The 14,440-nt window shown below is 33.5% G+C and carries 11 protein-coding genes; 7 read left to right on the forward strand and 4 right to left on the reverse strand.

Annotation, left to right across the window (positions count from 1 at the left end; translation table 11 throughout):
• Positions 1–74 precede the first annotated feature (74 nt).
• From BSF41_RS04150 to BSF41_RS04160, 3 genes are all read left to right on the forward strand, one after another.
• A complete protein-coding gene (locus BSF41_RS04150) occupies positions 75–563 on the forward strand; it encodes a GNAT family N-acetyltransferase (RefSeq protein WP_095928264.1) in 489 nt (162 codons plus the stop codon).
• A gap of 187 nt (positions 564–750) precedes the next feature.
• Positions 751–2,010: an aspartate kinase gene (locus BSF41_RS04155; RefSeq protein ID WP_095928265.1), complete on the forward strand. Its 1,260-nt coding sequence runs from the start codon at positions 751–753 to the stop codon at positions 2,008–2,010.
• 144 nt (positions 2,011–2,154) lie between these two features.
• Entirely contained in the window at positions 2,155–2,346 is a 192-nt protein-coding gene (locus tag BSF41_RS04160; RefSeq protein ID WP_141248114.1) for a hypothetical protein, read from the forward strand.
• A gap of 4 nt (positions 2,347–2,350) precedes the next feature.
• On the opposite strand, the gene BSF41_RS04165 is transcribed toward BSF41_RS04160, so the two are convergent.
• A complete protein-coding gene (locus tag BSF41_RS04165; RefSeq protein WP_095928506.1) occupies positions 2,351–4,597 on the reverse strand; it encodes a TonB-dependent receptor domain-containing protein in 2,247 nt (748 codons plus the stop codon).
• Between the two features lie 113 nt (positions 4,598–4,710).
• Positions 4,711–5,769, reverse strand: coding sequence for an AraC family transcriptional regulator (locus BSF41_RS04170; RefSeq protein ID WP_095928267.1), 1,059 nt, complete (start codon positions 5,767–5,769; stop codon positions 4,711–4,713).
• A gap of 93 nt (positions 5,770–5,862) precedes the next feature.
• On the opposite strand from BSF41_RS04170, the gene BSF41_RS04175 reads away from it, so the two are divergent.
• From BSF41_RS04175 to BSF41_RS04190, 4 genes are all read left to right on the forward strand, one after another.
• Positions 5,863–6,090, forward strand: a complete 228-nt coding sequence (locus tag BSF41_RS04175) for a DUF5808 domain-containing protein (RefSeq protein WP_095928268.1) — start codon at positions 5,863–5,865, stop codon at positions 6,088–6,090.
• Positions 6,091–6,193: 103 nt separating this feature from the next.
• Positions 6,194–9,628: a hypothetical protein gene (locus BSF41_RS04180; protein ID WP_095928269.1), complete on the forward strand. Its 3,435-nt coding sequence runs from the start codon at positions 6,194–6,196 to the stop codon at positions 9,626–9,628.
• 63 nt (positions 9,629–9,691) lie between these two features.
• Positions 9,692–10,246, forward strand: a complete 555-nt coding sequence (locus tag BSF41_RS04185; protein ID WP_172426844.1) for a hypothetical protein — start codon at positions 9,692–9,694, stop codon at positions 10,244–10,246.
• Between the two features lie 176 nt (positions 10,247–10,422).
• Positions 10,423–11,502, forward strand: a complete 1,080-nt coding sequence (locus BSF41_RS04190; RefSeq protein ID WP_095928270.1) for a glycosyltransferase — start codon at positions 10,423–10,425, stop codon at positions 11,500–11,502.
• Between the two features lie 149 nt (positions 11,503–11,651).
• On the opposite strand, the gene BSF41_RS04195 is transcribed toward BSF41_RS04190, so the two are convergent.
• Positions 11,652–12,962 carry a porin gene (locus BSF41_RS04195; RefSeq protein ID WP_095928271.1) on the reverse strand — a complete coding sequence of 437 codons (1,311 nt, stop codon included), beginning with the start codon at positions 12,960–12,962 and terminating at the stop codon, positions 11,652–11,654.
• Between the two features lie 163 nt (positions 12,963–13,125).
• On the reverse strand, positions 13,126–14,211 hold the full coding sequence (locus BSF41_RS04200) for a cell wall metabolism sensor histidine kinase WalK (RefSeq protein ID WP_095928272.1): 1,086 nt from the start codon (positions 14,209–14,211) through the stop codon (positions 13,126–13,128).
• Positions 14,212–14,440: the final 229 nt, after the last annotated feature.

Consider the following 14,440-nt stretch of genomic DNA (forward strand, 5'->3'; position numbering starts at 1 on the left):
TTGCTAATAATCTGCAAAAAGCGACCAATAAATTGAAGCTTTTTTAGATATTAAACAGTTAAAAATAGGAATATATGAATATTAGAAAAGGAAATCCTGAAGACATGAAATCGGTATTAGAGCTTATTCAGGAGCTGGCTATATTCGAAAAAGAGCCCGATGCGGTTGTCATTACTGAAGAAGATTTAATACGTGATGGTTTTGGCGAAAAGCCATTATTTCACGTTTTTGTAGCAGAAATCGAAAACGAAGAAAAACAGAAAGAAATTGTTGGAATTGCATTGTATTATTACCGCTATTCTACCTGGAAAGGAAAGACAATTCATCTTGAAGATTTGATTGTAAAAGAAAAGATGCGTGGCACAGGTTTGGGTTCTGCTCTTTATGGTGAAATCATGAAACAAGGAAAAAAAGATAATGTGAGAAGAGTGGAGTGGAATGTTTTGGCATGGAACACGCCAGCGGTTAATTTTTACAAGAATTCTGGTGCCAGAATTCTAGAAGATTGGCAAGTGGTTCAAATGGATGAAGCAGGCGTTAATTCGTTCTTAGAAAAATTATAAAAATATTTAGCCACAGATTATAAGGATTAAGATGATTTTAAAGTCTTTGGCAATTCGCCACGAATTCACGAATTTTTATTCGTAAAGATTAGAAAAAAATAATTCGTGAATTCGTGGCAAAAAAACAAAATACATAGGTTTCGATTTGAATCTGAAATCTAAAATCTAAAAATCTATTAATTAAAAAATGAGAGTATTTAAATTTGGAGGAGCATCGGTAAAAGATGCAGATGGAATTAAAAACGTATACGACGTTTTACAAAAAGTAGGTTACGAAGACGTAATTCTTGTAGTTTCGGCTATGGGGAAAACAACAAATGCTCTTGAAGTAGTAATCAAGAATTACTTTGAAAAATCGACAGAATTGAATTCTTCTGTTCAGGAAATCAAAAAATACCACAATCAGATCTTATTGGATTTGTTTGAAGATGAAAATCATGCGGTTTTTGCAGCTGTAAATGCACAGTTTGCTGAACTAGAATATTTCTTAGCACATAATAAATCTCCAAATTACAACTTTGTTTACGATCAGGTTGTTAGTTTTGGTGAGTTGATTTCGACTAATATTTTAAGTCATTTTATGAATTTCATGGGAATTCAGACGCAATGGCTTGACGTTCGTAATTTTATCAAAACCAATGCAAATTACAGAGATGCAGAAGTTGATTGGGAAACAACGCAACAAAACATCAGCAAAAATGTACCTAGAAAACAATTAAATATTACACAAGGATTCTTAGGTGCCGACGAAAATAACTTCACTACAACTCTTGGCCGTGAAGGTTCTGATTATACTGCCGGAATTTTTGCTTATTGCTTAAATGCCGAAAGTGTAACGATCTGGAAAGACGTTCCTGGAGTTATGAATGCCGATCCGCGTTATTTTGAAAACGCAAGTCTGTTAAACCAGATTTCATATCGTGAAGCTATCGAATTAGCATTTTACGGAGCAACGGTTATTCACCCAAAAACATTACAGCCGTTACAGAAAAAAGAAATTCCATTATACGTAAAATCGTTTATCAATCCGTTATTAAAAGGAACTTGCGTTTCTAAAGGAGTCGATTTGGAACCACAATATCCATGTTTTATCGTAAAAAGAGAACAGCTTTTAATTTCGCTTTCATCAATTGATTTCTCTTTCATTATGGAGGAAAACATCAGTGAGATTTTCGGTTTATTCCACGAATTCAAAATCAAAGTAAACTTAATTCAGAATTCTGCTATTAGTTTCTCTGTTTGTGTGGAAGATAAATTTGGAAATTTCCCAGAATTGAATTCAATTCTTTCTAAAAAATTCAAAGTAGAATACAGCGAAAATGTAACCTTATACACAATCCGTCACTTTACAGAAGAGGCTGCGCAGACTGTTGAAGCGAACAAAGAAGTTTTATTGAAACAAGTTAGCCGCGAAACGATGCAGATTGTGACTAAAGAATTAATCTAATATTGCTTTATAAAAGGTAATTATTTAATTCAAAAATTATTGGAAAGGTTTCACTTAATTGTGAAGCCTTTTTTATTTCGAAAGAATTTTCTCTATTTAGTTTGTTTTTTGATTACATTTACTTTTCTTTCTAAAGAACTTAAAATGAGCAAAAAGAGCTTTTTATTCGTTTTCATTATCCTTGGTTTATTATACATCGGTATATCTTTAAGTCCATTGTTTACAAAAAACATCAAAGACATTTCTTACTCCGATTTTAAATTAGTAATTGGTCCTTTTCTTTCTACAGTTGCTATTCTCATTACCTATACACAATTGAAAAGAAGAAAAAATTAATTATTTACCTCGCTCTATTATTCTCCGACTGCTCAACTTCCGATTTTTTATAAGTCGTCTTTTTTGAATCTCCAAAACTATACGTTGCAACTAATTTAAAATAATCAGTGCTATACGTTCGGTGATAATAAATTTGGGTTTGCCCGACATTATAATCGCCAGAAACCATAAATTTATGAAAGATGTCATTGGCTGTGAAATTGATTTTTAGCGCATCTTTAAAAAAGTTTCGCTCTATTCCTAGAGTTACTGTCGAACGACCGTTTTCGCTTCCTAACCCATAACTTCGATCACTTAAATACCAAGCCAAAAGTTGCAATTTGAAAAGCTTCGGGATTGTAAATGTATTATTAGTATATAAATAAATTTGAGGCTCTACCGGACTAAAAGCAAATTCATAATAATTGTCTACCGATTTCTGCCAGGTAATGCTTGCTGTGTTAACAGAATTCCACCACTTGACATTGAAAGCTCTGGAAAGTGAAGTAAAAAAAGTATGTCCTTTTTCAAGATTCAGTGCTCTTAAAATGTAGCTGTTTGGGGTATCTCCGCGCAAAGCCGCCGCAGAAATAGGATCTATTCTATAAGTATAGCCAACTTTAAAATCGAACTTTTTGTACATCGTTCCTATTTCAAAAGCGTGTGTTTTTTCTGGAAGCAAATTCGGATTTCCTTCAATCGTCGTAAACGGATCCTGATAAATCACATACGGATTTAAAGCTTGATATCTCGGTCTTGTGATTCTGGAAACATAAGAGAAATGTCCTTTCCAATCTTCTGAAAGATTAAAGTTTAAAAGTGCATTGGGGAAAAAATTGCCGTACGATTTATCAAATTTCTGAATTCCATTGGCATTTGTAAATAAATCATAACTTGTTTTTTCGCCTCTTACGCCAAGCGAAAAATGAATCTTTTCGTTCAATGTTCCGATATAATTAAAGTACGCAGCAGCAATTTTTTCGTTGTATTCAAAATCGCTTGAAAGTTCACCATCCAGCTCAAAATTTACTTCATCATCAGAAATCAAGAAATCTGTTCCAGAATTTATTGTCGCGTGGCTAAACTTCGCTCCTATTTCGAGTTTTGTTTTTTCATTTATTTTCTTAGAATAATCGGCTTGAACTGTAATTATATTAATACGGCTACCTACATTATTCTTTAAAAATCTTTCGGAATCTGTTTCCTCAATCAGACTATTTTCTTCAATAAAATCTCTTACAGTTTGATTGTAATTTGAAAATTGTGATCCAATAAATAATGTCGAACCTTTTGCAGTTGTCCAATTATAATTCAAATTAACAAACTGATTTAACAAAACATCTTTTCGATCAACATCTGTGGCATAAAAACTATTTCCAAAATTATTGGTTATCGAATTTCTGCTTTCTGTAATTCCGCCCAGATCATTTACATTTCCGCTGTAAGCCAATGAAATATAATTGCTTGGAGAAAAACTATACTGAAGTCCGAATCCGAAATTAGAATAATTGTTAAAACGTCTTTTCCAGTCGGTTGTCAATTCAGATTTCATAAAATCATCAGGATCTGGGCGCGTTCTTGTGGTGTACAACAACTCGCGATTTCTTCCTAACTGCAAACCGTAATTGGTTACAAACGAGAATTTCCCTTTCGAATAATTAAAATCAACAAGCGTATTGTAAATGGTTCCACCAAATTTAGAAACGGTTACATGCTGATTGACGGTTCCTATTACACCGCTTTCTATATTTTTTTTGGTTACAATGTTGATGACCGCTTTTCCTTCGGCATCGTATCTCGCAGAAGGATTAGAAATAACTTCTATCTTTTGAATTTGCGAAACAGGAATTGCAGCAAAACGTTCATAATTAATCAAAACTCCGTTGAGATAAATTATAGCTTCTCCTTTTCCGACAACACTAATTTCTCCATCTGCAACTACAACATTGGGCACTCTTCCTAACAATTCATTTACCGAACTGCTTGTTGCCAGAACAGTTCCGTTTACATTGACATCAATATTACCGTTGGCTCCGTATTTTAATAATGAAACTTGGCTCTTTATAACCACTTCATTTAGCTCATTGTGCTCTTTCTCTTTGTCTTTAATAATTACAGTATCTTGAGCAGACTTTAATGTTTTTTTTCCAAGGATTACATCATCGCTATAATAACTTTTGTCTTTAACATTTTTGAAGCGTTGCGCTTTTATTTCTATTGATGAAAAAATCAGAAGAAAAACATTAAGGGTAACCAATTTTAGAAATCTCATAAATTTTGACATTAGCAGTTTGACTTTTATTTGAAACAAAAGTCATCTGAAAATCAATAAATGAGATTGCAAAAAGCGAAATCAGGAGTACGAATTTATAAATCGATACCCAATTAGGATTGTAAAGCTTGAAGCTGATAGTTAAGCGGAGTTGTTCCCGTATGTTTTTTGAATGCTGCGAAAAAGGTTGATTTAGAATTAAATCCAACATCATAACCCACAGATTCTAGTGTCAATTTATCGGAAGAAGTGATAATTTTACACGCTTCGTTAATTCGAAATTCGTTTACATAACTGGTAAAATTCTTTCCTAGATTATTATTTAGAAACTGCGATAATTGATGACTTGATATATTAATTTCTTGAGATAAATCTTGAAGTGTCAGGTTTGGATTTTTATATAAACTTTTTTCAAACATCGCGTTCTCCAATTTTTCTGACCACATTCTTGCATCTGCTGATTCTATTTTTTTATTCGAAATCTTTCCATTTAATAAAAACAAATCGTCTGTTTTTTTTCGGTACAAAAGAATCGAAATTCCCAAGTATAAAATAAACGAAAAAACAACCGCTCCACTTATATAGGTAGCTCCTGGCGCTCCCATAATGGCTAGAAAATAAAATAGAAACAAGAGAAAATTACCTAAAAAAAGCATTCCGAACCACATTTCGGCTGGCGTTGTTTTTTCTTTTCGACCGAGGATTTTTTTCAAAACGCTGCGAAGTTCAAAACCAGCAAAAGCAATATAAACAAACCATTGAAAATAGATGATTCTTATTAAATAACCTCCCCAAAGTTTTGAATACGCTTCGTACGGATATAAAATGCCAACCACAACGATTAATATTCCCCAAAATGCCAGAATCAATTTCCATGATTTAGGCATTATGTGCACTTCTTCAACTGCAGATTTGATGAAATAATACAAAAATGGCCCGATAAAAAAACAAGCCGTAAGTCCAAACTGAAGATACATTTTTGGAAGTTCGGGATGAAAATAAACAAACACAGATTTTCCGATACGAATACTCAGAGCAAACAAAAGCGCCCCCAGAAAATAATTCGTCAGGTATTTTTTCTTAGTAAAAAAGAAGAAATACACGCCCAGAATAATTCCGTTGAAAACTCCTAAAGCACTAAAAAAGAATAAAAGTTCTTTGCCAGTATCCATAATTTAAATTTGTCATATCACTAACAAAGCTAAAAAGATTATTTCTAAATGAAAATCAATTAACTTTATAATAGCCAACTAATACAAAAAATTATGAAAAACACTAACGAACCAAGTGAAGAAACAAAAAACAGATGGCATAATGATCCTGAGAATTGGGTTTGGGGAATGTTTTATTATAATCCAGAGGATCCAAGGCTCTTTCCTCCCAAAAAAATTAAAGAATTTGGATGGACTACAAACTTTGCAAACCCAAATTCGGTAACTGTGATGATAATTTTAATTTTAGTATTGTTAATCTTCATACTGTTTCTTCGCTAATAGGTCACAAATTAGAGTTATTTAAGAACTTAAAACTAAAGTTGGACAAACCACAATTCCCAATTATAAATACTACTTTTGACTTTTTAGAGTTAAAGTATTTATGTTGAAAAAATTACTGTTTTTGACGGTTTTCTTCTGGTTTTCTGCGCTTCAGGCTCAGGAAACTGAATCACTGTACAAAACCAAAAAAGTAATCGTTTCAAAAGACACTATTCGTCTGGAAAAAGTCTCTATAAATTCTGGATTTTTTCAAATTCTAAACACAAAAAACCAACCGATCGATTCGACATCTTATAAAGTCGATTTTCAAAAAGGATATTTGCTTTTAAATGAAAATTTCCAATCGGTTTCAGATACTTTAATTGTCAATTATCTTAATTATCCCGAGCTCTTAACCAAAGAATACAGTCTTTACAAATCGGAACAAATTGTAAGTGGCGATGTTGGAACAGAAAAACTTTACCGAATAGACAACAATTCAAACGCCAAAAAAGTAACTCCTTTTGACGGCCTGGAAACTTCTGGAAGCATTACTCGAGGCATTACGGTTGGTAATAATCAAAGTACGGTTTTAAACTCCAATTTAGATTTGCAGATTACAGGAAAACTTTCAGACAAGGTAAGTTTGAGAGCTTCGTTGCAAGACAATAATATTCCGTTGCAAGATGGCGGTTATTCGCAAAAACTTGATCAGTTTGACAATATTTTCATCGAACTTTTTAGTGATGATTGGAACATTCGCGCCGGCGATGTATTTTTAGAAAACAGAAAAACTCAATTTTTGGGTTTTAATAAAAAGGTTCAGGGACTGTCTGCCAACTTTGATTTTGATACCGGAAAAAGCAAGACCAATGTTTTTGCTTCGGTCGCTTTTGTAAAAGGGCAATATGCCAAAAGCACTTTTACGGGTCAGGAAGGAAATCAAGGTCCGTATAAACTAAAAGGCCAGAATGGCGAATTGTATGTTCTCGTTATTTCGGGTTCAGAACGCGTTTATGTAAACGGGGTTTTATTAAAAAGAGGCGAAAACAACGATTATGTGATTGATTACAATGCAGGAGAAATTGTCTTTACTTCACTTTTTACCATTACTTCAGAAATGCGTATTAATGTGGAATATCAATATTCGGAACGAAATTATAACCGATTAGTTACCTACGCAGGCGCGACTCACGAAAACAAAAACTGGAGTTTTGGCGGTTATTTATATTCTGAAAATGATATGAAAAATCAGCCTTTGCAGCAAAATCTTTCTTCAGAACAAGTTCAGATATTAAGTCAGGCGGGTGATGACATCAATTTAATGAAAGCGCCTTCTGCTTACGAAGATACTTATGCCGAAAATAAAATTTTGTATCGAAAAATACTCGTCAATTCTGTTGAAGTTTATGAATATTCGAATAATTCTGCCGATGTTTTGTACAATGTAAGATTTAGTCAAGTTGGTGCAAATGCTGGAAATTATATTATTCAAAATAATAATTCTGTTGAACGAATTTATCAATATGTGGAACCTGTTAACGGAATTCTGCAAGGAAATTATGAGCCAATTGTAAAGCTTGTCGCGCCAATGAAACTTCAGGTGGCTACTTTTTTAGGAAAATACAATCCTGATGAAAAAACGTTGGTTGATTTTGAATTAGCGGTTAGTAATAATGACCAGAATTTATTTTCTACAATTGATGATGCTAATAATGAAGGAGTGGCTTTTAAAACCAATCTTAAAAAACGTCTTTTTTCTAGAGACTGGAGTTTAGACGCTTTCGCAAATTATCAATACGTGCAGCAGAATTTTAAATCGGTTGAACGTTTATACAATATTGAGTTTAATCGCGATTGGAATTTAACTGGAACACTTTATGGCAATCAGAGCCTTTTGGTTACGGGATTAAATTTTGATTTATTTTCTAAAAATAAGACTTCAAATATCGGTTTGCTAACGTATCAATTTGAAAAATTAGATTTTAGCGAAAGCTACACAGGCATTCGACATACCACAAATGCTTTGTTCAAATTGAAAAATTGGACGATAGAAAACAACGGAAGTTTCCTGAATTCTGATGCTACAGCTTCGACTTCAAAATTTATTAGAAACCAGACCAGAACCAAATATCATTTTGGTAAAAACTGGATTGGTGGCACTATGCAACTAGAAAACAATCAGGAAAAAGACAAAGTGACCAATCAGTTTTCGGCTTTAAGCCAAAGATTTACAGAATATGGCGTATTTACGGGACGTGGCGACAGCACCAAAGTTTTCGTTGAAGTTGGTTTTCTGCAAAGACGCAACGATAGTTTGCAAAACGGATTATTGCAACATGTAAACAATTCGCAGACGTATTATTTAAAGTCGAAATTAATTCAGACCAAAAAGACCGATTTAGCAGTTTATGCAAGTTATCGAAACTTAGATTTTACAGACAAATCGAGACAGAACGAACCTTCTTTAAATTCGAGAATTCTGTATAACGATCGTTTTTTTAATCAGTTCATGCAAATTGGAACAGCTTACGAAACGAGTTCTGGAACTATTGCTCAACAAGAATTTACATATGTAGAAGTTCCAACTGGCCAAGGAGTTTACACTTGGAATGATTATAACGGGAACGGAATTCAGGAATTGGAAGAATTTGAAGTTGCAGTTTACCAAGATCAGGCGAGATATGTTAGAGTCTTTTTACCGAATCAGGTTTATATAAAAACCAACCAAAATAAGTTTTCGCAGTCTTTAACTTTGAATCCGCTGCAATGGCAGAATGAAAAAGGCTTCAAAAAACTGCTGTCTTATTTCTATAACCAGACCTCTTTTATAATGGATCGAAAGGTTAAAAGCGAAGGCGAAAAATTAGAACTCAATCCGTTTGATTCCTCAGAAGAAAATATTTTAGGCTTGAATTCCAGTTTTAGAAACAGTTTGTTTTACAATCGAGGCAAACAAAAACATTCGGTAATCTATTCCTATTTGGTCAATAAAGGCAAAAGCCTGCTTTCTATTGGTTCGCAAAACGTACAGAATTATTCGCATCAAATTCAATACACCCATTTGTATCAAAAAAGCTGGCTGTTTAATCTCTTTACCAAAACCATTAAAACCGATTTGGTTTCTAAAGATTTTACAGAGAAAAATTATGATATTCAAGGCTGGCAGCTGGCGCCAAAAATCAGTTATTTATTTTCTAAAAACACTAAATTGGATTTCTTTTACGAACTTCAAAACAAAAAAAATCAAATTGGAAATCTGGAAACTTTAGACCAAAACAGACTTGGAACTTCTTTTTCTTATGCAGGCGAAAAGAAAGTTACGGTTAATGGGGAATTCTCTTTTTATGAAAATAAATTTAACGGAAATGAATTTTCATCAGTCGGTTTTCAGATGCTGGAAGGACTTCAAGCGGGATCAAATTTGGTTTGGAAACTGCTTCTGCAAAAGAACATTACATCTTTTTTGGATGTTAATTTAAATTATCAAGGAAGAAAAAGTGAAACCGGAAATACGATTCATACAGGAAACGTTCAGCTTCGTGCATATTTTTAATGTAACACGAAAAAGATGATAATAAATTGTTTAATTTTAATTGAAATTTAAACTTTTAGCCTTATGAAAAAATTAGTATTGTTCTGTTTAATGGTTGCTTTCTCTTCTAATTTTTATGCTCAGGAAACAACTGCAAAGACTACAAAAAGTAAAACAGAAACTTCGGCAAAAAAAGCCAAAGCAAGTGCGGACAAAGCTTCGGCTGACGCAAAAAAAGAAGCCACAAAATCGAAAAAGACCGCTGATGATGCAAAAGCTGCTTCAACAAAAGCCAAGAAAGAATCTGCTGACGCTGCAAAAAAAACCGCTGATAAGGAAGCTGCAAAAGCTAAAGCCGATGCAAAAAAAGCTACTGTAGAATCTGATAAAGCAAAAACTACCGCTGACAAAGCCAAAGCCGACGCCAAGAAATCGACCGCAAAAGCTGACGCTGCAAAAAAAGATGCGACTGCTGCTAAAAAATCGGCCACAAAAACTTTAAAAGAAACTAACGAAAAAGCACCGTCTGTTCCAGACAAAGTAACTGGCGAATACAATGGTAAAAAAGTATATACTGGACCAAGAGGCGGTAAATACTATATTAACAAAAATGGAAATAAAACGTATATTCAAGATTAAGCCGAACTTATAGTTCGGCTTTCTTTTTTAAATAGAAAATCTTTGAGCTTAGAGACTTAGCATCTTAGTAGCTTAGCAACTCAAAAATTTAGAACCTTAAATTAATAATTTAGTAATACCCTCGAAATAACACAGAAAACATATTTGTCTATCTTCGTTTTTAAAACGTGTTAAAAATGAGCATAGATTATTCTGCGAATAAAACTATTTTAGTAGCTCCATTAAATTGGGGACTTGGGCATGCCACTCGCTGCATTCCAATTATCAAAGCGCTTCAAGAGAATAATTACATTCCGATTATCGCCTCAGATGGTGTTGCGCTGGCTCTATTACGAAAAGAATTTCCTTATATACAAACCTTAGAATTGCCTTCTTATCATATTGAATATGCCAAGAATGGTAAAAACTTTAAATGGAAGCTGATTAAGAATCTTCCGAAAATGATTACTGCCGTTTTGGATGAGAAAAAAATGATTAATCATTGGATCAAAAAACATGGCATTGATGGCATAATCTCAGACAATAGATTAGGAGTTTTTAGCAAAAAAGTGCCTTCGGTTTTTATGACGCATCAATTGAATGTAATGACAGGAAATACTACTTGGTTTACGAGTAAATGTCATCAGTATTTCATTAAAAAATACAATGAATGCTGGGTTCCTGACACGAACGGAAAAGTTAACTTAACGGGAGATTTAGGCCATTTAAAATCGAATGAACTCAATCTAAAATATATTGGGCCGTTGAGCCGCATGAAGAAAAAGGATACTCCGAAAATATATGATTTGATGATTATATTATCTGGACCTGAACCTCAGCGTACTTTTTTGGATGAAAAACTACAGAAAGAAGCGGCAAACTATCCTGGCAAAGTGGTGTTTGTACAAGGAATTGTAGAAAAATCGCAAGAAAAATGGCAGGCTGGAAATGTTACCTATTATAATTTCATGAACTCGAAACAGTTGGAGCAGACTTTTAACGAAAGTGAGTTTGTCTTGTGCCGATCTGGTTATACGACTGTAATGGACTTGGCAAAGTTGGGTAAAAAAGCCTTCTTTATTCCAACACCTGGTCAATATGAGCAGGAATATTTGGCCATAAAACTTCAGGATGAAAATCTTGTACCTTATGCCATGCAGGACGACTTTAGCATTGAAGATTTATCAAAAGTAAAGTCATTTCAAGGATTGTCTCAATTTGAAAATAATATTGACTGGGATTCTTTATTTAAGGTTTTTGAAGACAAAACAGCATAATTGCAACAAACTAATTTGGCTACAGCCTTATTACTACAATAAAAAAACCTCCAGCTAAAGCTGGAGGCAATTGAATTTTTTCTCAAATAAAAAATCAGTTTTTATCCGCGTCTTCGCGAAAGCGAGTTTGTTTTATCTGCGTACTGATTTTAGAAATTAAACTGGACCTGCATTCTAAGTACATTTCCTTGCTGTCTGTTTACTGGCAAGACACTGTCTTCAAAAGTTCGGTCTGCTACTACATATTCTGCAGTTAGTTCTAGGGCTTTAATTGGTTGCCATTCTACACCAAATTCAAAATCTCTTACTACATAACTTCTAGCATCTTTTTCGTATTTTTTTCCTCCGTCATAATATTGAAATTTGGCGAAAGGATAAATATGCTGTTTTTTAATATCCCATTTATAGTTTAACAAAACATAACCTCCGTTCAAATCGGTTTGGTCTATTGAATTGGTAATGGTATTGTAACGAGGTCCAGTACCAATGTTGTATTCGGTTTGGATTCCGAATGGTCTTGGATATAAAACGAAAGTCGCTCCAACGCGCTGATCTTTTACATATTGAGGATCGTTAACCGTAACCCCAGGCGAAACTTCTCCTGTAAAAGCCCATTTACCAGTGTAAGCCTGAATTCCAGGTTCTATAATTTGGCTTCCAATAACAAAAGGATAGGTTACTCTAGCCACCACATTTAAGTCTCTGTTCCCATCTAATTTATTTGCGATTTGACCATTGTAAACACCTAAAGCAAAAACACCAAAATCTCCAGAACCTTTGTAACCATCTCTAACCAGCATTTCAAAACGCTGTCTGATTTCGGCCGGAGCCCAATAAAAGAATATCCCTAAATCACGTTCATTTAAAATTGAAGAGTTAATTCCATCAGCACGGTCTAAAGTTAAACGCTGTGAACTTGACTGCATATTCTCAAATCCGTACGGAATTTTACTTTGTCCTACACGCACACGATATTCTCTTTTTTTATCAAAAGAAAGATCAAAATACAAGTCACGAATCTGTACGAAATTATTAATTCCACTAGAAGGTGAACTCGCGAAATCGGGCTGAAAATAAAAAAATATATTCGGATGAACTTGACCAGAAAACACTAAACGGGCACGGCGAATAAAAAGTCCGTTGTTTGCTTTTGCATCTGGAGCTGTAGAAGTTGTTCCCCAAGATCTATCACATTGTTCGCAAGACACTTTATCGTTTGTAGAAAGCAAGCCATTGTATCTAATTTGTGCGTAACCTCTTAAGGAGATTCTATCGTACCAATGTTCTTCAACTCCTCCTCCAGATTTTGTCTCTGGAAGTTTAGCTTTGTTTATAGAATCTAAAATACGCATTACTTCGTTTTTTACATCCTGTTTATTTAATTCTTGCTTATTTGTTTCCTGTGCATTCGCAGCACAAGCTAACAGTAATAAAACGGCTAAAAGTTTTCTTTTTATCATTAGTTCTGTAATTCCCTTAATTTCAGGATGCAAAGATGGAGCACCTATGTTAAGAAATCATTAACCAGATGTTACTATAATAAAAATTTAATGTTATGACCTAAATTACTATGTTTATTTATTGTTAAACACCTTTGCTTTAGGGCTTTCAGCAAAACTGCCGTTACGATTTTTTAACGTCGATTTTTGATGCTTTATTTGCTTTTTCGAGCGTAAAAGAGAATTCCGAACCAATTCCGAACTCACTTTCTACATAAACTTTCTCTTTATGCGCTTCAATAATATGCTTTACAATTGCCAATCCTAAACCAGAACCACCTTCCGATCTTGTTCCGCTTTTATCCACTCGGTAAAAACGTTCAAAAAGCCTCGGAATGTTTTGTTTTTCAACACCTTCACCGTTATCACTAATACGTATAAGGACTTTTTTCTTGGTTAGGTTTACTACGCCAACTTCTGTCAGACCGCCTTCTTTTCCATACTTAATAGAATTTACAATCAGATTTTCCAGCACTTGCTGTATTCTATCCTGATCTCCTCTAATCATTACCGACTGCACATTTTTACTTTCAAAAGCCAATTTAATTTTCTTTTTATCAGCTTTCATTTCAAGCAATTCAAAGACATTCTGAATTAATTCGACAATATCAAAATCAGTCATATTCAAATCTAAATCACCCGATTCTAATTTGGTAATCATATCCAAATCTTCTACGATATAGATAAGACGCTCTACTCCTTTTTCGGCGCGTTTTAAATATTTCTTTCTGATATTTTTATCATCCATTGCTCCGTCAAGTAAAGTTGAGACGTAGCCTTGAACGGTAAACAAAGGGGTTTTTAGTTCGTGCGAAACGTTTCCTAAAAACTCTCTTCTATATTGTTCACGAATTTCGAGCATTTCGATTTCGAGTTTTTTATCGGTGGCAAACTTTTTTACTTCACGCGAAAGCGTTTCCATATCGGTATTAATCGGCTGATTGATTAATGTTGTTGATTCTAACAGCGAAACCTCATCATAAATTTTCTTTACTCTTCGGTAAATAAATCGTTCTACACGATATTGCAAAACCAGAAAAGAGAAAATATAGATTACGATAATGAAAATTATTCCAAACGCAACTTGATGTTTTAATTGATTTTTATAAAATAATGACATTAACATCAATACAAATGCTGTTGTAAAGAGACTGATATATAATGCCGATTTTATGGCGAATTTGTATGTTTTTTTAAAATTAATTTTCATTGAAAAAATTGAGCCATTAAGAAATTAAGAAAATTAAGCTTTGCTTTTAAGTTATTTTCTTTTGAATAAATCAAAAAACAAAAAAGGAATAACTCAAAAACCATATAAGAAAATGAAGATTGTACAGCTTCAATTCTTATATGGTTTAAATGTATTGAATATTTTTAAAAGAATTTGAAAGGGTTTAAATCTTTGCCAAAATTCTAAAATCACTTAGCAACTTAGTATC

Source organism: Flavobacterium sp. ACN2 (assembly GCF_002303885.1).
In the GTDB taxonomy this organism is placed as follows: domain Bacteria; phylum Bacteroidota; class Bacteroidia; order Flavobacteriales; family Flavobacteriaceae; genus Flavobacterium.

Coding starts and splice junctions, on each gene's coding strand:
- BSF41_RS04150 (WP_095928264.1), top strand. CDS start 75: ATGAATATTAGAAAAGGAAATCCTGAAGACATGAAATCGGTATTAGAG.
- BSF41_RS04155 (WP_095928265.1), top strand. CDS start 751: ATGAGAGTATTTAAATTTGGAGGAGCATCGGTAAAAGATGCAGATGGA.
- BSF41_RS04160 (WP_141248114.1), top strand. CDS start 2,155: ATGAGCAAAAAGAGCTTTTTATTCGTTTTCATTATCCTTGGTTTATTA.
- BSF41_RS04165 (WP_095928506.1), bottom strand. CDS start 4,597: ATGAGATTTCTAAAATTGGTTACCCTTAATGTTTTTCTTCTGATTTTT.
- BSF41_RS04170 (WP_095928267.1), bottom strand. CDS start 5,769: ATGGATACTGGCAAAGAACTTTTATTCTTTTTTAGTGCTTTAGGAGTT.
- BSF41_RS04175 (WP_095928268.1), top strand. CDS start 5,863: ATGAAAAACACTAACGAACCAAGTGAAGAAACAAAAAACAGATGGCAT.
- BSF41_RS04180 (WP_095928269.1), top strand. CDS start 6,194: ATGTTGAAAAAATTACTGTTTTTGACGGTTTTCTTCTGGTTTTCTGCG.
- BSF41_RS04185 (WP_172426844.1), top strand. CDS start 9,692: ATGAAAAAATTAGTATTGTTCTGTTTAATGGTTGCTTTCTCTTCTAAT.
- BSF41_RS04190 (WP_095928270.1), top strand. CDS start 10,423: ATGAGCATAGATTATTCTGCGAATAAAACTATTTTAGTAGCTCCATTA.
- BSF41_RS04195 (WP_095928271.1), bottom strand. CDS start 12,962: ATGATAAAAAGAAAACTTTTAGCCGTTTTATTACTGTTAGCTTGTGCT.
- BSF41_RS04200 (WP_095928272.1), bottom strand. CDS start 14,211: ATGAAAATTAATTTTAAAAAAACATACAAATTCGCCATAAAATCGGCA.